Source organism: Marinovum sp. E3, assembly GCF_055755275.1.
The window spans coordinates 1,762,364-1,784,615 of sequence record NZ_CM146908.1; the positions used below are offsets into that span (position 1 = coordinate 1,762,364).

General features: G+C 64.5%; 20 protein-coding genes and 2 pseudogenes. 6 read left to right on the top strand and 16 right to left on the bottom strand.

Annotation, left to right across the window (positions count from 1 at the left end; genetic code table 11):
* The first annotated feature begins 90 nt into the window (after window positions 1-90).
* The gene (locus AC0J5K_RS08620) at window positions 91-1,467 is read left to right on the top strand and encodes a hypothetical protein (RefSeq protein WP_274565456.1); all 1,377 of its coding nucleotides are present in this window, start codon (window positions 91-93) and stop codon (window positions 1,465-1,467) included.
* 59 nt (window positions 1,468-1,526) lie between these two features.
* Here AC0J5K_RS08620 and AC0J5K_RS08625 read toward each other — a convergent pair whose 3' ends face one another.
* The 13 genes and pseudogenes from AC0J5K_RS08625 to AC0J5K_RS08685 form a co-directional block, all read right to left on the bottom strand.
* Window positions 1,527-2,753 carry an acyl-CoA dehydrogenase gene (locus AC0J5K_RS08625; RefSeq protein WP_274565455.1) on the bottom strand — a complete coding sequence of 409 codons (1,227 nt, stop codon included), beginning with the start codon at window positions 2,751-2,753 and terminating at the stop codon, window positions 1,527-1,529.
* A 139-nt stretch (window positions 2,754-2,892) separates the two neighbouring features.
* Window positions 2,893-3,582, bottom strand: a complete 690-nt coding sequence (gene phoB, locus AC0J5K_RS08630; protein WP_048531753.1) for a phosphate regulon transcriptional regulator PhoB — start codon at window positions 3,580-3,582, stop codon at window positions 2,893-2,895.
* Between the two features lie 3 nt (window positions 3,583-3,585).
* A complete protein-coding gene (gene phoU / locus AC0J5K_RS08635; RefSeq protein ID WP_170850514.1) occupies window positions 3,586-4,305 on the bottom strand; it encodes a phosphate signaling complex protein PhoU in 720 nt (239 codons plus the stop codon).
* A gap of 10 nt (window positions 4,306-4,315) precedes the next feature.
* Window positions 4,316-5,113 (bottom strand): phosphate ABC transporter ATP-binding protein PstB, encoded by a 798-nt coding sequence (gene pstB / locus AC0J5K_RS08640; protein WP_048531750.1) that lies wholly within the window; start codon window positions 5,111-5,113, stop codon window positions 4,316-4,318.
* A gap of 14 nt (window positions 5,114-5,127) precedes the next feature.
* Window positions 5,128-5,889, bottom strand: a pseudogene (gene pstA, locus AC0J5K_RS08645) (phosphate ABC transporter permease PstA); the annotation flags it as partial.
* 597 nt (window positions 5,890-6,486) lie between these two features.
* A pseudogene (locus AC0J5K_RS08650) lies at window positions 6,487-6,927 on the bottom strand (DUF3333 domain-containing protein); the annotation flags it as partial.
* Window positions 6,928-6,941: 14 nt separating this feature from the next.
* Window positions 6,942-8,318 carry a phosphate ABC transporter permease subunit PstC gene (pstC, locus tag AC0J5K_RS08655; RefSeq protein ID WP_048531748.1) on the bottom strand — a complete coding sequence of 459 codons (1,377 nt, stop codon included), beginning with the start codon at window positions 8,316-8,318 and terminating at the stop codon, window positions 6,942-6,944.
* A 117-nt stretch (window positions 8,319-8,435) separates the two neighbouring features.
* Complete coding sequence (locus tag AC0J5K_RS08660; RefSeq protein WP_048531747.1) at window positions 8,436-9,416, bottom strand: substrate-binding domain-containing protein; 981 nt, start codon at window positions 9,414-9,416, stop codon at window positions 8,436-8,438.
* Between the two features lie 345 nt (window positions 9,417-9,761).
* Window positions 9,762-10,808 (bottom strand): sensor histidine kinase, encoded by a 1,047-nt coding sequence (locus tag AC0J5K_RS08665; RefSeq protein ID WP_048531746.1) that lies wholly within the window; start codon window positions 10,806-10,808, stop codon window positions 9,762-9,764.
* 2 nt (window positions 10,809-10,810) lie between these two features.
* The gene (locus AC0J5K_RS08670; protein ID WP_274565454.1) at window positions 10,811-11,992 is read right to left on the bottom strand and encodes a trans-sulfuration enzyme family protein; all 1,182 of its coding nucleotides are present in this window, start codon (window positions 11,990-11,992) and stop codon (window positions 10,811-10,813) included.
* A complete protein-coding gene (locus tag AC0J5K_RS08675) occupies window positions 11,993-12,514 on the bottom strand; it encodes a gamma carbonic anhydrase family protein (RefSeq protein WP_074835642.1) in 522 nt (173 codons plus the stop codon). It abuts the gene before it with no gap.
* Complete coding sequence (gene gmk / locus AC0J5K_RS08680) at window positions 12,511-13,158, bottom strand: guanylate kinase (protein ID WP_048531743.1); 648 nt, start codon at window positions 13,156-13,158, stop codon at window positions 12,511-12,513. Before gmk ends, AC0J5K_RS08675 begins: the two co-directional genes overlap by 4 nt.
* A gap of 5 nt (window positions 13,159-13,163) precedes the next feature.
* The gene (locus AC0J5K_RS08685) at window positions 13,164-14,054 is read right to left on the bottom strand and encodes a YicC/YloC family endoribonuclease (protein ID WP_274565453.1); all 891 of its coding nucleotides are present in this window, start codon (window positions 14,052-14,054) and stop codon (window positions 13,164-13,166) included.
* A gap of 354 nt (window positions 14,055-14,408) precedes the next feature.
* Between AC0J5K_RS08685 and AC0J5K_RS08690 the strand changes: the two genes are divergently transcribed.
* Window positions 14,409-15,026, top strand: coding sequence for a PAS domain-containing protein (locus AC0J5K_RS08690; protein ID WP_048533769.1), 618 nt, complete (start codon window positions 14,409-14,411; stop codon window positions 15,024-15,026).
* A gap of 95 nt (window positions 15,027-15,121) precedes the next feature.
* Here the strand turns inward: AC0J5K_RS08690 and AC0J5K_RS08695 are convergent, their stop codons facing one another.
* Entirely contained in the window at window positions 15,122-16,492 is a 1,371-nt protein-coding gene (locus AC0J5K_RS08695) for a class II 3-deoxy-7-phosphoheptulonate synthase (protein ID WP_074835636.1), read from the bottom strand.
* Between the two features lie 185 nt (window positions 16,493-16,677).
* On the opposite strand from AC0J5K_RS08695, the gene AC0J5K_RS08700 reads away from it, so the two are divergent.
* Window positions 16,678-17,679 carry a GlxA family transcriptional regulator gene (locus tag AC0J5K_RS08700; RefSeq protein WP_074835634.1) on the top strand — a complete coding sequence of 334 codons (1,002 nt, stop codon included), beginning with the start codon at window positions 16,678-16,680 and terminating at the stop codon, window positions 17,677-17,679.
* On the opposite strand, the gene AC0J5K_RS08705 is transcribed toward AC0J5K_RS08700, so the two are convergent.
* Together AC0J5K_RS08705 and AC0J5K_RS08710 are read right to left on the bottom strand one after the other, a co-directional pair.
* Window positions 17,676-18,092 carry a hypothetical protein gene (locus tag AC0J5K_RS08705; RefSeq protein ID WP_274565452.1) on the bottom strand — a complete coding sequence of 139 codons (417 nt, stop codon included), beginning with the start codon at window positions 18,090-18,092 and terminating at the stop codon, window positions 17,676-17,678. The two genes, AC0J5K_RS08700 and AC0J5K_RS08705, sit on opposite strands and share 4 nt — an antisense overlap.
* 60 nt (window positions 18,093-18,152) lie before the next feature.
* Window positions 18,153-19,244 carry a PQQ-dependent sugar dehydrogenase gene (locus tag AC0J5K_RS08710; protein WP_274565451.1) on the bottom strand — a complete coding sequence of 364 codons (1,092 nt, stop codon included), beginning with the start codon at window positions 19,242-19,244 and terminating at the stop codon, window positions 18,153-18,155.
* Between the two features lie 171 nt (window positions 19,245-19,415).
* Here AC0J5K_RS08710 and AC0J5K_RS08715 point away from each other — a divergent pair, with 171 nt between their 5' ends.
* The 3 genes from AC0J5K_RS08715 (at window position 19,416) to AC0J5K_RS08725 (ending at window position 22,252) form a co-directional block, all read left to right on the top strand.
* Window positions 19,416-20,612 (top strand): ABC transporter substrate-binding protein, encoded by a 1,197-nt coding sequence (locus AC0J5K_RS08715; protein ID WP_274565450.1) that lies wholly within the window; start codon window positions 19,416-19,418, stop codon window positions 20,610-20,612.
* 74 nt (window positions 20,613-20,686) lie between these two features.
* A complete protein-coding gene (locus tag AC0J5K_RS08720) occupies window positions 20,687-21,463 on the top strand; it encodes an ABC transporter ATP-binding protein (protein WP_048531732.1) in 777 nt (258 codons plus the stop codon).
* A gap of 75 nt (window positions 21,464-21,538) precedes the next feature.
* On the top strand, window positions 21,539-22,252 hold the full coding sequence (locus AC0J5K_RS08725) for an ABC transporter ATP-binding protein (RefSeq protein ID WP_048531731.1): 714 nt from the start codon (window positions 21,539-21,541) through the stop codon (window positions 22,250-22,252).

A 22,252-nucleotide genomic window follows, 5' to 3' on the forward strand; every position in this document is an offset into this window, starting at 1 on the left:
CTGCCGCGATTCCACCCCCTTGATCCGCCCTTGATCGATGCCTTCCTCTCACTGTAGGCTTGGCTCAAGGACCACTCGGGAGTGTTTCCAGTGACCGGTTACCTCAAGAGATGCAGTGCCGCGCTTCTGACGGCGACGTTTCTGGCACCGCCCGCGGCGGCACTGGAGATTACCTCAGGCACGCTGGGTCTTTGCCAGGCCACGCTGCGCGGTGAGATTGCGCCCGGCGATGCCGACTTGCTCAGCACGCTGACGCTCGAGCAGCCGCTGCCCTGGCCATCGAACGAGGACGGACGCTGGAAGACGCTCTGCCTCGACAGCGCCGGCGGAGACTTCACCGAAAGCCTTCAGATTGCGCGATATCTGCTTGATAACAGGATCGGAACGGCGATTGCCGGAGATGCGGCCTGTACCGGCACCTGCGGCCTGATCTTCATGTTCGGCACCGCCGCCCAGGGTGCGGCGCCGGGGCTGACGCATCGTATTCTGCATGTCGGCGGCACATTGCGCTTTGACGCGCCCGAGATCGGCGATACCGCCACCAGCGATCTTCTTCTTGGCTTCTATGCCCTCGCGGCGCAACCACGTCCCGATGTGCCGCGGCCCTTCCTTGACGCCGATCTGGTGGCGGCGCTGCGCGGCGCGTCGGCAAATCTGACGATCGATACGGTAAACAAGGCTGGACGCTGGGATATCGGCCTCACGGGCTTCGATGCTCCGGCGTTATCGGATCGCGGCTTTTTCCATGCATGTCAGAATCTTACCGCATGGCCCTCACGTCTTGCGCAAAGTCAGGTCGCGTTCGAGCGCAACGATGATGTCTTTCAGCTTTCGGTCTCGAGCTGGACGGCGGGCGGCGCCGTGCGCGACCGCTACGAGCTGCAATTCGCCAGCGAGGACGTGCATGAATGCGCTGCCACCGTGACCGCCACAAGCGATGGCACGCCCTTGCCGCTGATCTGTGGCATAGATGGTTCCGAAAACACCGGCATCGGGCCCGAGGATTGCGGCGATCCGGACCTGATGTACCTCTGGGCGCCGATCCCCGCGCTGGCGATGGTGCCGGCTGACACCAGCCTGACCGCGCTGGCCGAAGGCCGGGCCCTGCCCGCCTCTGCCGACAATGGCCACTTGACAAGACCCACGCCCTGCCGGTCCATAGATGGTGAGGCAGAGGTTGTAAACGTCAACAATTACACATCCTTGCGCGCCGAACCTACGGTAGAGGCTGAAAAGATCGACGAGCTTCCCCTGGGCGCGACCTTTGCGATCGGCGACAGCTTTGCCGCCAATAACGATCATGACGATCACGCGGCCTGTGCCGCGCTCTGTGTTGCCGCCAATGCCGGCACGAGCTTCGACCGCGCGGCGCTTGCCACCTGCGTGGACGAGAACTGGATGTGGTGGGAGATCACCGGTCCCGCGGGCGAGACCGGTTTTGCCAGCGCCAAGTTCCTCGACTTTTGACTTCCTCGACTTTTGACGGGCCGGCACAGCGCGCCCGGCGGTGATCGCCGGGCCGTGGTTCAGAAAAACGCCTGAAGCCCGGTCTGTGCCCGTCCGAGGATCAGCGCATGCACGTCATGGGTGCCCTCGTAGGTGTTCACCGTCTCGAGGTTGACCATGTGGCGGATCACCTGGAATTCGCCGGAGATGCCGTTGCCACCGTGCATGTCGCGGGCCAGACGCGCGATATCCAGCGCCTTGCCGCAGTTGTTGCGTTTGATCAGGCTGATCATCTCGGGCGCGGCATTGGCCTCGTCCATCAACCGTCCGACCTGAAGCGCGGACTGAAGGCCGAGGGTGATCTCGGTCTGCATGTCGGCCAGCTTTTTCTGGAACAGCTGAGTGCCGGCGATCGGCTTGCCGAACTGGCTTCGGTCGAGCCCGTAGCCCCGCGCCGCGTGCCAGCAGAACTCGGCCGCCCCCATGGCGCCCCAGGCAATGCCATAGCGCGCCCGGTTGAGGCAGCCGAACGGCCCCTTGAGGCCCGAGACATTGGGCAGAAGCGCGTCTTCGCCGACCTCGACACCATCAAGCACAATCTCGCCGGTGACCGAGGTGCGCAGCGACAGCTTGTTGCCGATTTTCGGGGCCGAAAGCCCCTTGGCGCTTTTCTCGAGCACAAAGCCCTTGATCTTGCCGTCATGGGCATCGGATTTGGCCCAGACGACAAAGACATCGGCGATCGGCGCATTCGAAATCCACATTTTGGAGCCGGTCAGCCGATAGCCCCCGTCGATCTTCTGCGCCCGGGTCTTCATGCCGCCGGGGTCGGAGCCGGCGTCCGGCTCGGTCAGGCCGAAACAGCCGATCAGCTCGCCTTTTGCAAGCCCCGGCAGGTATTTGCGCCGTTGCTCCTCGGTGCCGTAGGCATAGATCGGATACATCACCAGACTGGATTGCACCGACATCATCGAACGATAGCCGCTGTCGATCCGCTCGATCTCGCGCGCGACGAGGCCGTAGGTCACATAGCCGGCGCCGATGCCGCCATAGGTCTCGGGGATGGTGGTGCCAAGCAGGCCCATCTCGCCCATCTCGGCAAAAAGCTCCGGCGCGACGGTCTCGTTTTCATAGGCGTCGATCACCCGTGGCGCGAGCTTCTCGTCGGCGTAGGCGCGGGCGGCCTCGGCCACCATGCGCTCTTCCTCGGTAAGCTGATCTGACAGGCGCAGCGGATCGGACCAGTCGAACCGGCCAAGATCGGGCGCATCCTTGGGCTTCAGTGGGGTCACATCTAGTGCAGACATCGGCGGGCCTCCCGTAGTTCCCGGTGAATTGCGCAAAGAGTACCGCATCGCCGGGGAAGAAGGAAACCGCGATTTGATCAAATGATCTCGCGAATATACTCCGGGGCAGGCGCGACCGCCCTGCCCCGGCACAGGCCCGTCAGCCCAGCGCGTAGCCCGCGCCGCGCACGGTGCGCAGCGGATCTCCGCCGCCATGCTGGCAGAGCGCCTTGCGCAGCCGGCCGATGTGGACATCGACGGTGCGGGTGTCGACATAGATGTCGCGGCCCCAGACCCGATCAAGCAGCTGCTCGCGCGTCCAGACCCGGCCGGGTTTCTCCATGAAGGTGGTCAGCAGACGAAACTCGGTCGGCCCCAGCTTCAGCGGCTGTTCGGCGCGGGTCACCCGGTGGGTCTCGCTGTCGAGCACGATGTCCTCGTACTCCAGCCGCTCGCCGACGCTGGCCGGCCGCGTGCGGCGCAATTGCGCGCGCACCCGGGCCATCAGTTCGACCACCGAATAGGGTTTCACCACATAATCGTCGGCGCCGGTTTCCAGCCCCCGCACCCGGTCCACTTCTTCGGCTCGGGCCGAGAGCATGATGACCGGCACCGCGCGGGTTTCGGGCCGGGATTTGAGCCGGCGGCATACTTCGATGCCCGACACATTGGGCAGCATCCAGTCCAGAACGATGATGTCCGGCGATTCCTCTTCGGCCAGCAGCAGCGCCTGTTCGCCATCCTCGGCGCGGCTCACCCGAAAGCCTTCGGCCTCGAGATTGTAGGACAGCACTTCACGCTGGGCCGGCTCGTCCTCGACGACCAGCACCGTGGGTTGTTCGACCGACATGGCTCAGGCTCCCGGCTCCGGCGAAAGCGACTTGTCAAAGGACGTCTTGTCACCTTTCTGCCGTTCGTCGGGCATGGCGCCTTCGACCAGGAACACCACCTGCTCGGCCACCGAGGTCACATGGTCGCCCATCCGCTCGAGGTTCTTGGCGATGAAATGCAGGTGCATGCAGGCGGTGATGTTGCGCGGATCCTCCATCATGAAGGTGAGGAATTCGCGGAAGGTGGCATTGTACATCTGATCGACGTCGCGGTCGCGCAGGATGACGTCGCGGGCCAGTGCCGCGTCGCGCTGGATATAGCTGTCCAGCGCATCCTTGAGCATCACCTCGACCGCGCGGGCCATGCGGCGCAGGGCGGCGGTGGCGCCGTCGATCTGGGTCAGCTGCATCAGGACCGAATTGCGCTTGGCCATGTTCTTGGCCAGATCGCCGATCCGCTCCAGATCGTTCGAGGTCTTCATCACCGAGAGGATCACCCGCAGGTCGACCGCCGTCGGCGCGCGCAGGGCGATCACCCGGGCGGCCTCTTCGTGGATCAGCTCGTCAAGCTCGTCGATCACCTTGTCGCCACGGCGCACCTTGTCGCTGAGCTCTTCGTCGCGGGTCTCGAGCGCTTCGGCGGCGTCGAGGATCGCCTGTTCGACCAGCCCGCCCATCTTCATGATCCGCGCCTGGATGCCTTCGAGATCGCGGTCGAAGGAACTTACGATGTGCTCTTGCATGATATGCTCCTTACCCGATCCGACCGGTGATGTAGCTTTCGGTGCGGGGATCTTCGGGGTTGGTAAAGATTTTCGAGGTATCGCCGAATTCCACCAGGTTGCCGAGGTGGAAAAAGGCGGTCTTCTGGCTGACCCGCGCGGCCTGCTGCATCGAGTGGGTCACGATCACCACCGAATATTGCGAGCGCAGCTCGTCGATCAGTTCTTCGACCTGGGCGGTGGCAATCGGGTCAAGCGCCGAACAGGGTTCGTCCATCAACAGGACTTCCGGTTCCGTCGCCACCGCGCGGGCGATGCAGAGCCGCTGCTGCTGGCCGCCGGAAAGCCCGGTGCCGGGTGCATGCAGCCGGTCCTTGACCTCATCCCAGATGGCGCCGCGGCGGAGCGATTTTTCGACGATCACGTCGAGATCGGCCTTGTTCTTGGCCAGGCCGTGGATGCGCGGGCCATAAGCGATATTGTCGTAGATCGACTTCGGGAAGGGGTTCGGCTTCTGGAACACCATGCCCACCTTGGCGCGCAGCTGCACCGGATCGACCTTCTTGTCGTAGATGTCTTCGCCATCGAGACGGATATCGCCTTCGACGCGGCAGATATCGATGGTGTCGTTCATCCGGTTGAGGCACCGCAGGAAGGTCGACTTGCCGCAGCCTGACGGGCCGATGAAGGCGGTCACGGTATTGGCTTCGATCTGGACGTCGACATTCTTGATGGCGTGGGTGTCGCCGTAATAGACGTCGACATTGTTCGCCGAGAACTTGATCTCGTTGCTCGTCACTGCGGTCTCCGCTTTCGGGGTATCGTACATCGGGGTTCCTTTCGTTACCAGCGGCGCTCGAACCGGCGGCGCAGGACAATGGCCAGAAGGTTCATGAGGACCAGGAAGAGAAGCAGGACGCAGATCGCCGCCGCTGTGCGCGCCTCGAACGCGCGTTCGGGAAAGTCGGACCAGCGGTAGACCTGCACCGGCAGAACGGTCGCGCTGTCGGTGATGCCGGTGGGCACATCGACGATGAAGGCCACCATGCCGATCATGATCAGCGGTGCGGTTTCCCCCAGCGCCTGCGCCATGCCGATGATGGTGCCGGTCAGGATGCCGGGCATCGCCAGCGGCAGAACATGGTGAAAGCTGGCCTGCACGTTGGAGGCACCCACACCCAGGGCCGCTTCGCGGATCGAGGGCGGCACCGCCTGAATGGCGGCGCGGGCGGCGATGATGATCGTCGGCAGGGTCATCAGCGCCAGCACGATCCCGCCGGCCAAGGGCGCCGAGCGTGGCACGCCGAAGACGTTGAGAAAGACCGCCAGACCCAGCAGGCCAAAGACGATCGAGGGCACCGCAGCGAGGTTGTTGATATTCACCTCGAGGAAGTTGGTGAAGCGGTTCTTGGGGGCGAATTCCTCGAGATAGATCGCGCCCAGCACGCCGATCGGAAAGGCCAGCCCGAAGGTCACGGCCATGGTCAGCAGCGAGCCCACCAGCGCACCGCGGATACCCGCCAGTTCCGGCGCCCGGCTGTCGGCCGAGGTAAAGAAGCGCCAGTTGAAGGTTTCCTTGATCTGGCCCCGGTCCTTGAGCGTCTCGATCCAGACGATCTGGTGATCCGTGACCTTGCGCGAGGATTCCGGCTGGCTGGTGGTATAGAACCCCCAGTCGGTGCTGGCCTCGATCGGCAGCGCGGTCCGGGTCATGACCTCGCCACGCGCTTGGGTCAGGCTGACCTCGGTCAGCCGGATCCAGCCGCCGCCGGCCTTGACCAGAAGCGAGATGTTCTCGTCGTCCACCTCTTCGGTGCCGCCTGCTGCATGGGCCCGCGCCTCGATGGCGGCGGCTTCGTCCAGCAGCTCCTGTTCGTTGGCTCGGGCCTTTTCGGCCTTTTCAAGCTGTTCGGTGCGATCCTCTTCGGTTTCGGCCGCCGCGGCGCGTTCGGTATAGACCGCCACGGCATTGGTCTGACGCGCCGCCTTGACGCGCAGATCCTCGGCGTCGGTAAACAGCCGCGCCTTCACCTGCGTCAGCGCACCCGAGAAATCCTCGGCGGTGCTGGTCAGGATCAGATCGCCATCGTCGCTCTCCTGCACGCTCAGGCTGCCGCTGACCGGCTCCTGGTTCAGCGTGCCGTATTCGTCCTTGAGATAGAGATCGGTCACGTCGGAGGCGAGGAAATCATAGGTGATCGTCTCGCCCAGAAGCCCGGGTTCGGCGGTGATCTTGTCGGCAAGCTCAAAGGGCGCACCGCCGGAGATCAGGTTGCCCAGGGCCCGCCGTTCGGTGCGGCCGCTGGCCTCGGGAAAGGCGTCGCGCATGACCTGTGTGGTCAGCCCGTCGAAATCCGCGCGCAGGATCTCGTTACCGGTGGCGTCTGCGGAAATGCCAAGCGCCTCGGGGTCGAGCGTCACCTCGGCGGTGATGTAATGTTCGGTCATTGCCCGGGAAGCCTGGGCCACGACCGAGCTGAGCAGCGCGACGAGGGCGAAGCCGGCGATGCCGATGGCGGCGATGCCGTAGGCCTTGAGCCGTAGTTCGGCCCAGCGCCGACGTTTCAGGCGCGACGAGCCGGCGGTGATGCTGCCGTGATCGAAGCCGCGACCGCCTTGGGGATTGGTGGAGATATCAGCCATGTCTCAATGCCTTCTCAGTCGTACTTTTCACGGTACTTCGCGACAAGCCGCTGCGCCGCCATGTTCATGATCAGGGTCAGCACGAAGAGCGTGAACCCCAGGGTAAAGGCCGGACCGGCCGCAGTTTCGGCCTCGGTGTCGCCGGTGATCAGCGCCACGATCTGCACCGTCACGGTGGTCACCGCCTCGAGCGGGTTGGCCGTCAGGTTGGCGCCCTGCCCGGCCGCCATCACCACGATCATCGTCTCGCCGATGGCGCGGCTCACAGCCAGCAGAACCGCCGAGACGATCCCCGGCAGCGCCGCTGGCAGAACCACCTGCTGCATGGTTTCCGCCTTGGTCGCGCCGAGGCCGAGCGAGGCGTCGCGCAGCGATTGCGGCACCGAGTTGATGACGTCGTCCGACAGCGATGAGATGAAGGGAATGATCATCACCCCCATCACGATCCCCGCCGCCAAGGCCGATTCCGAGGCGACGCGGATACCGATCGCCTCGCCGCCGTCGCGCAGCAACGGCGCCAGAGTGATCGCGGCAAAGAAGCCGTAGACCACAGTCGGAATGCCGGCGAGAATTTCCAGCATCGGCTTGGCAAAGGCACGCACCCGCGCCGAGGCGAAATCCGACAGGTAGATCGCCGCGAACAATCCCACCGGCACCGCCACGATCATGGCGATCAGGGTGATCAGCAACGTGCCGGCAAAGAGCGGCAGCGCCCCCACCTTGTCGGCGTCCATCTTGCCCTCGAACACGCCCGAGAGCGGGCTCCAGGTGGTGCCGAAGAGATATTTGTGGATCTGCCAGTCGATGGCGCTGAAAAAGCGCATCGTCTCGAAGATCAGCGACAGCACGATGCCGATGGTGGTCAGGATGGCGATCCCGGCCATCACCAGAAGCACCGCGCGGATCACCTTTTCCGAATGGTTGCGGGCGCGCCATTCCGGCGCCACACGGCCATAGGAATAAAGTCCGGCGAGAAAGGCGCCGCCCAGGCCAAGCACGATCAGCGCCCAGCTGTGGATGGCATCGAGCCGCGCGAACCGCAGGGCCAGCGCCTGGCGCAATTCGCCGCTTTCCGAGGAAATCCGCCCTTCGGCGATGGCGCGGGCGTCGGACAGGATCAGCTGGCGTTCGATGATCGCGGCGTCGGGCGCTGCCTCGGCGATCTGGGACATCAGGCTGGAGGTGACCCACCAGTTGCCGAAGATGACAAGGAAAAGAAGAATGCCCCAGCCGCTGATCAGCACCCAGAGGAAGCTGTGCAGACCGTGGTAGGACGGGCGGGAATGCAGATGCACGTCATCGGTTGCGGCCACCTTGGCGGCGCGGCGGCTGGACAGCAGATAGGCCGCGATTGCCAGCGCGAAAATGGCCAGTGTCAGGGTGAATACCATCAGTCAGGCTCCGGGATACGGCGGGTCGCTCCGGGCCTGACGGGATCGCTCCCTGCCCGGAAAAATGAACCGAGGGCGGTAACCCGCCCCCGGTGTATCGTCAATCGCCAAAAGCGATCAGTAGTTTTCCGCGGTCAGCTCGGGCAGGTTTGCCACGGCGTCCTGGTTCTTGGCCATCAGGTCTTCGTCGACCGGGATCAGGCCGAGATCGATCAGATAGCCGTCGTCGCCATTGGCGTTCACGAACTCGGTGGCATATTCGATGACACCGGGGATGACGCCGACATGCGCGTGCTTGATGTAGAAATACATCGAACGCGACACCGGATAGTCACCGGCGGCGATGGCTTCGAAGGTCGGCTCGACGTCATTGACGACGGCGCCTTTCAGGGCGTCGGCGTTCTGGTCGAGGAAAGAGAAGCCGAAGACGCCCAGGGCGCGATCGTTGGCTTCCAGCTTCGACACGATCAGGTTGTCGTTTTCGCCGGATTCGATGTATTTTCCGTCTTCGCGGATGTGCAGGCCTTCGCCTTCGCAATCGTCGCCACCGGCCTCTTCACAGCCAGCCGCCATCGCCAGCTCTTCAAAGGCGTCGCGAGTGCCGGAGGTCGGCGGGGGGCCGAGAACCTCGATTTCGACGGCGGGCAGCGCCGGGTCGATCTCGTCCCAGGTGGTGGGCATCGGGCCATTGGCCGCCAGCGCTTCCCAGACCTGACCGAGGGTCAGTTCAAAATCGGGGCCGGATTTCGCGTTGGCGATGACGATGCCGTCGTAACCGGCGACAACCTCGGTCAGGCTCACACCGTTCTCGATGCAGGTCTCGACTTCGGACTGCTTGATGCGACGCGACGCGTTGGTGATGTCAGGATGCTCTTCGCCGACGCCTGCGCAGAAGAGCTTCACGCCACCGCCCGAGCCGGTGGATTCAACGACCGGCGTGGCGAAATCGGTGGATTTGCCGAATTGCTCTGCCACGGCGGTGGAGAACGGAAACACGGTCGACGAGCCGACGATGCGGATCTGGTCGCGCGCGGAAGCGGCAGTTGCGGAAACGGCAGCGATCGCCAGGGTAGAGGCGGTCAGTTTCACAAAGTTCATGGAAGAGCTCCTGTTGTCTCGTATCGGGACGCCGGGGTTACAGCGTCGTGGCGTCCGCTGCGGGCACTGCTAGAGGCCGTCGGCAATGCTTTTGTGACACTTACGTAACGGTTTTATGACAGTGCAGAAGACAGTGCAGTATCCCGGCCACATTCGCGGAGTTCTCCCGAAGATAAGAAAATATCTATCTGATATTGCTTAATAAAAAATCTGCATGTGTCTGGTGACTATCTGGTTTGCAGAGCACCATCAGCCAGGGCGCGGCGCTGCACCCACGGGGCTGAAACCGGCTTGGCCGCCGATTGTGACACCCGGAGATTCGCCAGGCTGTTACGTGACGCAGGGTCAGGCGGGCAGAAGCACCCGGAAGGCCGCGCCCTGCCCCGGCTCGGATTCGATCTGGATGCGGCCGCGATGCCGGCCGATGATGTGTTTGACGATCGCCAGCCCCAACCCGGTGCCGCCCATCTGGCGCGACCGGTGGCTGTCGACGCGATAGAACCGCTCGGTCAGCCGCGGAATATGCACCGGGTCAAAGCCCGGCCCGAAATCGCGCACCACGAGTTCCACCGCATCGCAGCGCATGCGCGGATGATAGGCCGGCGGCGTCAGGCGCACATCGATCCGCTTGCCCTCGGCGCCATATTTGATCGCGTTCTCGATCAGGTTGGTCAGCACCTGCCGCAGCTGATCGGCGTCGCCCGGCACCGACACCGGCGGCTCGGGCACATCCGCCCGGATCTCGAGCCCGGCATCCCCGGCGATCCCGCTCAGACTCTTGACCACCGAAGTCAGCAGCACCGCCAGGTCGATCCGGCTGGTAGGCCGCATCCGCTCGGTCGCCTCGACCCGGTTGAGCGACAGCAGATCGCCCACCAGCCGGTTCATCCGTTCGGCCTCGGCCTCCATGATGCCGAGAAACCGGTCGCGGGCGGCGGCATCCTCGCGCGCCGGGCCATGCAGAATGGTCTCGATAAAGCCCAGGAGCGCGGTCAGCGGGGTTTTCAGCTCATGGCTGACATTGGCCACGAAATCGCGCCGCATCTGGCTGGCCGCCTCCACGTCGGTGACGTCCTCGAAGCTGAGCAGAACACCATGCCGGTCGCCGCGGTGTATCGCGGCGCAGCGGATCGCATAGGTCACGTCCTGCCCGTCTTCGCGGGTCAGGAAACTGGTCTGGCGCGGCGCGTGGTCGCGCAGCGTTGCCTCGACCGTATCCAGCAGCGACGGCTGGCGCAGCGCGGTGATGAAATGCCGGCCCACCGCATTGTTGCCGACCAACCGCAGGGCCGGCCCATTGACGTGATGGATGCGCTCGTCGTCGCCAATCACAACCATCGGCTGCGGCAAGGCATCGACCACCGATTGCAGGAGTTCGCGCGCATCCGTCATCGTCAGATCGCCCGCGCCGCCGCGACCGCGCGGGTGAATTCCGCAATCAGCGCCCCCGGTTCCTCGAGCCCCACCGAGACCCGGAAGAAGCCTTCGGTGATGCTCAATGCCGCGCGGGCCTCTTCGCTCAGGCCGCGATGCGAGGACGAGGCCGGATGCGACAATGTCGTGCCGACATCGCCCAGAGTCGGCGCAAAGGCCACGCCCCTGGCGGCCTCGGTCAGCGCATTGGCCTGCGCCCGTCCGCCCGCGATCTCGAACGAGACCATGTTGCAGCCGCCGGTCAGCAATGTCCCGGCCAGCGCGCGATCGGGGTGATCGGCGCGCGTCGGATAGAGCACCCGCCGCACGCCCTCCATGCCGGCCAGCGCCTCGGCCAGGGCCGCGGCGGTGGCCTGCGCCCTTTCGAAGCGGAGATCGAAGGTCATCATCCCGCGTTCGGCCAGCCAGCAGTCGAACGGGCTCGGCGTCATGCCGGTGGTCACCGCGAAATCATACATCGCCTTTTGCAGCGCGGCATCGCGTGCCGCGACCCAGCCCAGGGTCACGTCGGAATGCCCGGCCAGAAGCTTGGTCACCGAATGCAGCACCACATCCGCGCCCAGCTCGAACGGCCGGATGCCGCGCGGGGTGGTAAAGGTGTTGTCGACCACCAGCAGCACGCCCGCCTCTTTCGCCACCGCGGCAATGCCCCGGACATCGGCGACCCGCAAGGTCGGGTTCGACACCACCTCGAGCAGGATCAGCCGCGTTTCCGGCCGCAGCGCCTTGCGAAAGGCCTCCGGGTCGGTCGGATCGGCGAGGCTGGTGGCGATGCCCAGCCGCGGCAGATCCTCCCGCATCATGCGCAGCGAGCGACCGTAAAGCTGATCGCCGCCAATCACATGGTCGCCACTCTTGCACAGCCCCAGCAGCACCGCCGTCACCGCCGCCATGCCCGAGCCCAGCATCAGCCCGTCGTCAACACCCTCCATCGCCGCAATCCGCCGCGCCAGAAGATCGGCGTTGGGATGCCCCTCACGCGCGTAAGTATAGCCCTGCGCCCGCCCCTCATATTGCGAATCCAGCGTATCGGGCGTGTCCGAAGCATAGACCACGGAAGGTGAAAGAGGTGTTACCACCGGCCGGCTGATGCCTTCGGACAGGATCTCGGGGCGGATCAAAGTGCCCTTGTCATTGCGCATCTAGAGCGCCTCCAGCCCGGCGCGGAACCTGCGCATGTTGTCCTGATAATGCCGCGCCGATTTCCGCAGGCCTTCGATCGCCGCATCGTCAAGCTGGCGCACCACCTTGCCCGGCGTGCCCATCACCAGGCTGCCGTCGGGGATCTCCTTGCCTTCGGTGATCAGCGCGCCGGCCCCGATCAGACAGTTGCGCCCGATCCGGGCGCCGTTGAGCACCGTGGCCCCCATGCCGATCAGGGAGTTTTCGCCGATCACACAGCCATGCAGCATCGCCTTGTGGCCGATGGTGCAGCCTGATCCGATACGCAAGGGAAAGCCCGGATCCGTATGACACACAACGTTTTCCTGCACGTTGCTGCCGGCGCCGACGCGGATTTCCTCGTTGTCGCCGCGCAGGGTGCAGCCAAACCAGACAGAACCGCCCGTCTCGACCACGATCCGGCCGATCAGATTGGCATCGGGGGCGATCCAGGTGTCTTCGGCGATCTCCGGGCGAAGGCCGTCAAGGGCATAAAGCGTCATGGCAAATCCTCGAATTCCGATTGCAGTTTGCGCACGTGATCTGTCAGATCGGGCTGTTGCAGCCGGCGCAGGCGGGTGGCGGTCACGATGGTCTTGAGCTTGGCTTCGGTGTGATCCAGATCGTCATTGACCAGAACGAAATCGTAACTGCCCCAATGGCTTATCTCGTCCCAGCTTTTCTGCATCCGCTTCGAGATCACCTCTTCGCTGTCCTGGGCGCGGGTCTCGAGCCGGCGGCGCAGCTCGGTGATCGAGGGCGGCAGCAGAAAGACCGAAAGCGTGTGGCGGCCGAGATCCGAATTCTCGATCAGCTGTGCGCCCTGCCAGTCGATGTCGAACAGCACATCCTTGCCGGCGTTGATCGCCTCTTCCACCGCCGCCTTGGGCGAGCCGTAGAAGTTGCCGAAGACATGGGCATGTTCGAGCATCCCGCCCTCGGCCACGGTTTTCTTGAATTCCGCTTCCGAAACAAAGTGATAATCGACGCCATTCACCTCGCCCGGGCGCGGTTTTCGGGTCGTGGCCGACACCGAGAAGACAATCGAATTGTCCCAGGCCCGCAGCCGTTTGGCGAGCGTCGATTTGCCCGCGCCCGACGGCGAGGACAGGATGATCAAGAGCCCGCGTCGCTTGCTGTCCGCCATGTTTCTCACTCCACGTTCTGAACCTGCTCACGCATCTGGTCGATCACCGCCTTGAGGTCGAGCCCCACGGAGGTGAGCGCGCTGTCGCCGGATTTCGAGCAGAGCGTATTGGCCTCGCGGTTGAACTCTTGCATCAGGAAATCGAGCTTGCGCCCGACGCTCGATTGCGCGGCCACAAGCTCACGCGCTGCCTTTACATGGGCGTGCAAGCGATTGATTTCTTCTGTTATATCCGATTTTACAGCCAGAATCGCAAGCTCTTGGGCAATCCGGTCTTCGTCGACCTCGGCGGCGCCGTCCAGCACTGCGGCCAGCGCCAGCATGAGTGTTTCGCGGGCCTTGGGCCGACGCGCCTCGGCTGCGGCCTGGGCGGCGATGACCAGCGTTTCGATCTCGTCGAGATGGGCGGCAAGAACGCTCCGAAGCGTCGCGCCCTCACCTGACCTCATGTCGCAGAAAGAAGCCAGAACTGCTTGAAAATCCTCGACAAGTGCGGTTCGGAGCTGCGCGGTATCGGTGGCCTCCTCGTCCTGTTCCATCATGCCGCGCAAGGCGATGATCTCGGCGGCGGTCGACGGCGCGAGCGATACGTGGCGGGTGATCGCCTGTTGTTCGATCTCGGCCAGCGCGGTGAGCACCTGGTCCAGCTGCTGGCTGTTGAGCCGTTGGGCGCCGGCGGTGTCCTCGCGCGAGAGGCGCAGATTGACCGTGACATTGCCCCGCTTCAACGCGCCGGAGACCTGCTTGCGCAACTCGGTTTCCAACCCCTCGATCCAGTCAGGGACGCGAATGCGCAGGTCGAGCCCCTTGGCGTTGACGCTCCGGATTTCCCAGGTCCAGCTGAAGTCGCCTTTGGCGCCTTGCCCGGCGGCGAAACCTGTCATCGATTGCAGCATCACATTCCCCCGTCCCGGACGCACAACATCTTGCAACGCAAGGGCCCTTATCCGCATGATTTATCAACCGGAATAGGCAATCCCCGTGGTCCGGGCAAGCCGAAATGCCATGCGGAGCGCGACCGGCCGCCGGGCTCCGGGTTAACCAACCGGGCCAAAAATCCCCACAATTCTAGATAACCGTGACATATTAGGAATTGGGTAACCATTGTCGCGCAGAGTGAGAGGCGTAACCTTTCAGGCGACAATGAAAGGGCGGCGATTGAGGGAGAAACCATGTCTTCAGGTGACAGAAAGCCCGGGGTCACCCTCGGGGCATTCCGGGATCTTGGCGGCCCGGCGGACATTCTGCCGTTGGCCGACAAACTGCGCGCCAAGTGGTGCCGGCCCCTGCAACAGGTCGAGGCCTATTGGGAGGCGATGCGCGGTGGGCGCACCGTGCCGCCGCGATCAGAGATCGATCCGCGCGGCATCGAGACCGCGCTCGAGTTTGCCTTTATCGCCGAACAGGTGGCGCCGACCCATGCCCGGCTTCGGATCGGCGGCACCCATCTGTGTGATCTGATGGGCATGGAGGTGCGCGGCATGCCGCTTTCTGCGATGATCGTCCCGGTCTCGCGCGCACGTCTGGCCCCCGCGTTGGAAGAGGTCTTTGCCACCCCCGCGCGGGCCGAGCTTTCGCTCATCGCGGAAAAACGGCTGGGCAAGCCCGCGCTGAGCGGGCGGCTGCTGCTCTTGCCGCTGGCCGATGATTTCGGCGATGTGAACCGGGCGCTCGGGTGTTTTGTCACCGATGGCCCGATCGGCCGCGCCCCGCGCCGCTTCGAGATCGTGCAGGCGGATATCTCGGCGCTCGCCGACCGCCCGCGCCAGCCAACCCGGCCTCAGCCCGTGGCGGGCTTCGGTGATCCTCGGGCCGGGTTCCGGCCGCGCAAGGTGCCGCATCTGCGGGTGGTCAAAAGCGACCGCTGACGGCGCTTGGCGGGCCGCAACAGTGTGCCTCCAAAAGAATACGCCCCCGCGAAGTTTCGCGAGGGCGTAGATGTGTCACCGGCGATGTCGGGCGATCAGCCCGCCAGGCTCGAGGCGTTTGCATCACGCCGCGCCACCAGTTCCTCGGCCACGAGGAAGGCCAGTTCGAGCGACTGCGAGGCGTTCAGCCGCGGGTCGCAGGCGGTGTGGTAGCGGTCCGACAGATCCTCTTCGGTCACCGCCCGCACGCCGCCGGTGCATTCGGTCACGTCCTGGCCGGTCATCTCGAAATGCACGCCGCCGGGGATCGTGCCCTCGGCCTTGTGCACCGCAAAGAATTCCTTGACCTCGCGCAGCACGCTGTCGAACGGCCGGGTCTTGTAGCCGGTGGCCGATTTGATCGTGTTGCCGTGCATCGGATCGCAGGACCAGACCACATTGGCGCCCTCTTCCTGCACCGCCTTGATCAGCCGCGGCAGGTGCTCGCCCACCGAACCGGCGCCGAAACGCGCGATCAGCGTCAGCTTGCCGGCCTCGTTCTCCGGGTTCAGCTTGGACATCAGCACCTTGAGATCCTCGGCCGTTGTGGTCGGGCCGCATTTCAACCCGATCGGGTTCTGCACGCCGCTGGCAAATTCCACATGCGCACCATCAGGCTGGCGCGTGCGGTCGCCGATCCAGAGCATGTGGCCGGAGCCTGCGAGCCATTTGCCCGACGTGCTGTCCTTGCGGGTCAGCGCCTCTTCGTACTCCAGCAGAAGGCTTTCGTGGCTGGTGTAGAAATCCACCGTCTGAAGCGCATGGTTGTTGTCGCTGGTGACGCCGGCCGCAATCATGAAGTCGAGCGCATCGGTGATCCGCCCGGCCATGGCGCGGTATTTCTCGCTCTCCTCGCGGTCGGTAAAGCCCAGCGTCCACTGGTGGACCTGATGCACATCGGCATAGCCGCCGGTCGAAAAGGCGCGCAGCAGGTTCAGCGTTGCCGCCGCCTGGGTGTAGGCCTGAAGCATCTTCGACGGATCGGGGATGCGGCTTTCGGGGGTGAACTCAAGCTCGTTGATGATGTCGCCACGGTAGCTGGGCAGCTCCTGACCATCCTTGACCTCGGTCGGCGCCGAGCGCGGTTTGGCGAACTGGCCGGCCATGCGGCCGACCTTGACCACCGGCACCTTGGCGCCAAAGGTCAGCACCATCGCCATCTGCAACATCACCTTGAACGTGTCGCGGATGCCGTCGGCCGAAAACTGCTGAAAGCTCTCGGCGCAATCGCCGCCCTGCAACAAAAAGGCCTCGCCGCGCGAGGCATCGGCCAGCCGGGCCTTCAGCGTGCGGGCCTCGCCGGCAAAGACGAGCGGCGGATATTTGGCCAGTTGCGCCTCGACGGCATGCAGGGCCTCCGCGTCGGTATACTCCGGCATCTGAATCCGGGGCTTGTTGCGCCAGTCAGATTTTTGCCACTCGCTCATCTCTCATCTCCGGTGGTTAGCGATATCGGAACGGCCCGCTTATACAAACTCGGGCCCAGAGTGACCATATGCGATTTGCGGCGGGGCTTGACCTTGCCGGGGGCTTGGGTCCAACTGGCGCCATCTGTCCTTTTGCGACACAGGGAAAGTCGAAAAGAGACCTCCACTTCAAGGGTCCGCTGCTTATGAATTCCAAGACCGAAGACGTTCAGGTGACCGCACCGGCCAAACCGCGCCGGTTTGTCTTTGTCCTGCTCGAGAACTTCTCGCTGCTGCCTTTCTCGGCGGCCCTCGAATGCCTGCGGCTGGCCAACCGCATGTCGGGCAAGGCGCTGTATTCGTGGCGCATTCTCGGCGAAGGCGGCGAAAGCCAGACCTGCTCGGCCGGCACTTCTTTCCAGCTTCAGGGCGATCTCGAGGATATGCAGCGCGACGACGTAATCCTGGTCTGCGGCGGCATCGAGATCCAGCATGCCACTACCAAGCGCTTGCTCAACTGGCTGCGCCGCGAGGCGCGCAAGGGGCCGGTGATCGGCGGGCTCTGCACCGGCAGCTATGTTCTGGCGCGCGCCGGGCTTCTGGACGGGCGGCGCGCGACGATCCACTGGGAAAACTACGACAGCTTCTCCGAGGAATTCGAGGATGTCGGCCTGTCGAAGATGATCTTTGCCATCGACGGCCCGCGCATCACCACCGCCGGCGGCACCTCGTCGCTCGACATGATGCTCAAGGTGCTGGCCGACGATCACGGGCCCGAGCTGGCGAATGCGGTGGCGGACCAGATGATCTATTCCTCGATCCGCACCGATCAGGACAGCCAGCGGCTTTCGGTGCCCACCCGCATCGGCGTGCGCCATCCCAAGCTGAGCATGGTGATCCAGAAGATGGAGGCCAATATCGAAGAGCCGATCAGCCCGTCGATCCTGGCCAAGGATGTGGGCATGTCGACCCGTCAGCTCGAGCGGCTGTTCCGGCGCTATCTCAACCGGAGCCCCAAGCGCTATTACATGGAACTGCGGCTGGAAAAGGCGCGCAACCTGCTGATGCAGACCGACATGAGCGTGATCAACGTGGCGCTGGCCTGCGGATTTGCCTCGCCGTCGCATTTCTCGAAATGCTACCGCGCGCATTACGACACCACGCCTTATCGCGAGCGCGGCACCCATGGCTCGCGCCAGGGATCCTAGAACTTGGCGTTCAGCTCGTCGAATTCGCTGTTGAAGTTGAATACCAGCGCGACGATGCCGTCGTCGCGGTCATGCAGCACGATATAGATGTAGATGTATTGCGTGCCTTCCCAATAGGCGATGAGCTCTTGCCGGAAGCCGTGATCCATGTCCTGCCGGCGGATCAGGGCGACATTTTCGAAATCGCGCGGATAGATCTCGCGCACGCGCCGTTCCAGCGCCTCCAGCTCGGCCGGATCGGTCTGATCCCCAAAAACCGGCATGACCTCGGCGAAATCGCGGTTCTTGACCAGCGTGTCGAGACGGGCGCGCATCGCGAGGTAATTGTCAAAAAAGGCCTGCGCGTTCTGGGCCGGCGCCGCGATCGGCAGCAGCAGCGCGAGGCAGAGGGCAAGGCGGAGCAAGAGGGTCATGGAAAAACTCCCGGGTGATACCGCGAGTTTGGCGGCTTGCGGGCGTTGCGTCCAGAGGCCTCAGTTGGCCGGCGTCATGCGATAGAGTGTCCCCTGCCCGACGCTGAGAAACCAGATCGAGCCGTCCGGCGCTTCGCGGATGTCACGTACCCGTTCGGTGGCGGCGGATTTGATCTGCTCGCGCTCGCGCAACGGCTCGCCGTCGAGCCGCGAGATGTACTCGAACTTCAGCGAGCCGACAAAGAGATCGCCGCGCCATGCGGGCCAGAGCTTGCCGGAATAGAACATCATGCCCGAGGGGGCGATCGAGGGATCCCAGTAATGCTCGGGCTGTTCCATGCCGGGCTTGGCGGTGCCTTCGCCGATCTTGGCCCCGGAATAATGCCGGCCATAGGCGATGACCGGCCAGCCGTAATTGGCGCCGCGCCGGATCCGGTTGACCTCGTCTCCGCCGCGCGCGCCATGTTCGTTGACCCAGAGGTCGCCTTGCAGATCGAGCGCCGCGCCCTGCGGGTTGCGGTGGCCATAAGACCAGATCTCGGGCTGCGCATCGGGGCCGAGATCGGGGTTGCCCGGCGCCGGGGCGCCGTCGCGGGTGAGATGCAGGACAGATCCGTTGTGGCGTGTCACATCCTGCGCCGACGGCCGGTCGCCCCGGTCGCCGATGGTCAGAAACAGCGTGCCGTCGCGGGCCTCGACCAGCCGCGAGCCGAAATGCTGGCCTTTGCGGCTGGGCGCGGTCATCGAAAAGATCGTCTTGACCTGGGTGAGTTGCCCGCCGTCCTCGCTCAGCCGGCCGCGCATTACCGCAGTGCCGGCGCTGCGGCCCTCGGGCCTGGCGTAAGAGAGGAAGATTTCGCGTCTCTGGCGGAAATCGCGCGGCACCAGCACGTCGAGCAGACCGCCCTGGCCCACCGCCGCGATCGGCGGCAGCCCGGCGACTTCGGAATGCTTGCCGCCCCGGCCCACATGCAGCAGCCTGCCGTCGCGCTCGGTGATCAGCAGCCCGCCACCGGGCAGGAAGCCCACCGACCAGGGCTCGTCGAGACCGCGCACCACCGGGGCCACCTCGACCCGGCCAACGGATGTGTCGAGCGGCGCGGCCGCCAGCCCGCTCGCGGCCAGCAGGAATGTCAGAACGAGACGCAGCATGGGATCCTCCTGTTTGCCGTCAATACGATAGTGCACCAGGACCGGCCGGCCATCCGCCTGATGTTTTCGTGATCAACCACCCCTGACCCGGCGGCAATCGGTCTTTTCTTTGCCAGAAACCGCGCATAGGCTGGCCGCCGGATAGTGTTATCCAATCAGGGAGACATCACGATGAAAAAGTTTTTGCTGGCAACAGCGCTGACCGGCCTGGGGGCAATGACCGCTCAAGCGGCGAGCCACTCCGAGATGGTCAAGGTGGGAATCATCCTGGGCTTTACCGGCCCGCTCGAAACCCTTGCTCCGGCGATGGCGGACAGTGGCGAAATGGCGCTGGCCGAGGTCAACGAGGCCGGCGGCATCCTAGACGGCATGATGGCCGAAGCGGTGCGCGGCGACGGCACCTGTGCCGATGCGGCAGCAGCTACCGCTGCGGCCGAACGTCTGGTCACCTCGGACGGCGTCTCGGCCATCCTGGGCGCGATGTGCTCGGGCGCGACCGGCGCGGTGCTGACCAATGTGTCGCTGCCCAATGGCATCCTGCAAATCTCGCCGTCGGCGACCTCGCCGGGCCTGTCGTCGATCGAGGACAACGGGCTGTTCTTCCGCATGGCGCCCTCCGACGCGCGTCAAGGCGAGGTGATGGCCGAGATCATCATGGAACGCGGCATCGACGAGGTCGCCGTGACCTATACCAACAACGATTACGGCTCGGGCCTCGCCTCGTCGTTCCAGCAGGCCTTCGAGGCGGCCGGCGGCAGCGTCACCCTTTCGGCCAGCCATGAGGACGGCAAGGCGGATTACTCGGCCGAAGTCGGCTCGCTGGCCTCGGCCGGCGGCGATGCGCTGGTGGTGATCGGCTATGTCGATCAGGGCGGCTCCGGCGTGATCCAGGCGGCGCTCGACACCGGGGCGTTCGAGACCTTCGTGCTGCCCGACGGCATGATCGGCACCGCGCTTGAAAACAACTTCGGCAGCGACATCGACGGCAGCTTTGGGCAGAACCCCAGCGTCGAGAATGAACGCGGCGACGAGTTCCTGGCCATGGCCGAAGCGGCCGGTTTCGACGGCACATCGGTCTATGCCAAGGAAGCCTATGATTCGATGGCGCTGATCCTGCTGTCGATGGCGGCGGCGGGGTCGACCAATGGCGCCGATGCGGCGGCCAAGGTGATGGAACTGGCCAATGCCCCGGGCGAGAAGGTCTATGCCGGCGAACTGGCCAAGGCGATCGAACTGATCGCGGCCGGCACCGACATCGATTATGTCGGCGCCTCTTCGGTCGAGCTGATCGAGCCGGGCGAAGCCTCGGGCGGCTATGCCGAGATGGAAATGAAGAACGGCAAGCTGGAAGCGATCGGTTACCGCTGATAAGAGCTTTGCAGTCATGAGACGGAAACAGCCCGGAGGTCCCGGGCTGTTTTGCCAAAAGGGGGGCAGATGGCGTGATCCGGGTTGAGAACCTGCACAGACATTTCGGCGGATTTCACGCCGTGGACGGCGCGACGCTGGAGATCGAGAAAGGCTCGGTCACCGCATTGGTCGGCCCCAACGGCGCCGGCAAGACGACGCTGTTCAACGTGATCGCCGGCGTGCTGCCGCCGACCTCGGGCAAGGTCTTCATGGAAGATGAGGACATCACCGGCCTGGCGCCGCATGTGCTGTTTTCCAAGGGGCTGTTGCGGACCTTTCAGGTCGCCCATGAATTCGGCTCGATGACCTGCCGCGAGAACCTGATGATGGTGCCCGGCGGGCAATCCGGCGAAACGCTCTGGAACACCTGGTTCGGCCGCAGGCGGATTGCCGAGGAGGAACGCGCCCTGCGCGCCCTGGCCGATCAGGTGCTGGAATTCCTGACCATCTCGCATCTGGCCGATCACCCGGCCGGCGCCATCTCGGGCGGGCAGAAGAAACTGCTCGAACTGGGCCGCACGATGATGGTCGACGCGCGCATCGTCTTTCTCGACGAGGTCGGCGCCGGGGTGAACCGGACGCTTCTGAACACCATTGCCGACGCGATCCTGCGGCTCAACAAGGAACGCGGCTATACCTTCTGCGTGATCGAGCACGACATGGATTTCATCGCCCGGCTCTGCGATCCGGTGATCGTCATGGCCGAGGGCAAGAAGCTGGCCCAGGGCACGATCGACGAGATCAAGGCCGATGACCAGGTGATCGAGGCCTATCTCGGCACCGGTCTGAAGAACAAGGAAACGGTGTGATGGCGGCAGCGCTGCGCAGGTGGGGGCCAGCCCCCACACCCCCGCGGTATTTCCAGCAAGAGGAAGGAACGGCGCATGGCTGACCCCTTTCTGATCGGCGAGGCGATGACCGGCGGCTATGGCAAGGGGCCGGACATCCTGCACGAGTGCACCATCGCGGTCGACAAGGGCGAGATCGCGGTGATCGTCGGGCCGAACGGCGCCGGCAAGTCGACCGCGATGAAGGCGGTCTTCGGCATGCTCGACGTGCGCTCCGGCGCGGTGCGGCTGGACGGACGCGAGATCACCGCGCTCAGCCCGCAGGACCGGGTGGCCCGCGGCATGGGCTTCGTGCCGCAGACCAGCAATATCTTTGGCGCGATGTCGGTCGAGGAAAACCTCGAGATGGGCGCCTTCATCCGGCGCGACGACATCCGCGGCACCATGGAGCAGGTCTATGACCTGTTTCCGATCCTGCGCGACAAGCGTCACCAGGCGGCGGGCGAATTGTCGGGCGGGCAGCGCCAGCAGGTGGCGGTGGGCCGGGCGCTGATGACCCAGCCGCAAGTGCTGATGCTCGACGAGCCGACCGCCGGGGTGAGCCCGATCGTGATGGACGAGCTGTTCGACCGGATCATCGAGGTGGCGCGCACAGGCATCTCCATCCTGATGGTGGAGCAGAACGCCCGCCAGGCGCTCGAGATCGCCGACAAGGGCTATGTGCTGGTGCAGGGGCGCAATGCCCATACCGGCAGTGGCAAGGACCTGCTGGCCGACCCCGAGGTCCGGCGCAGTTTTCTGGGGGGCTGA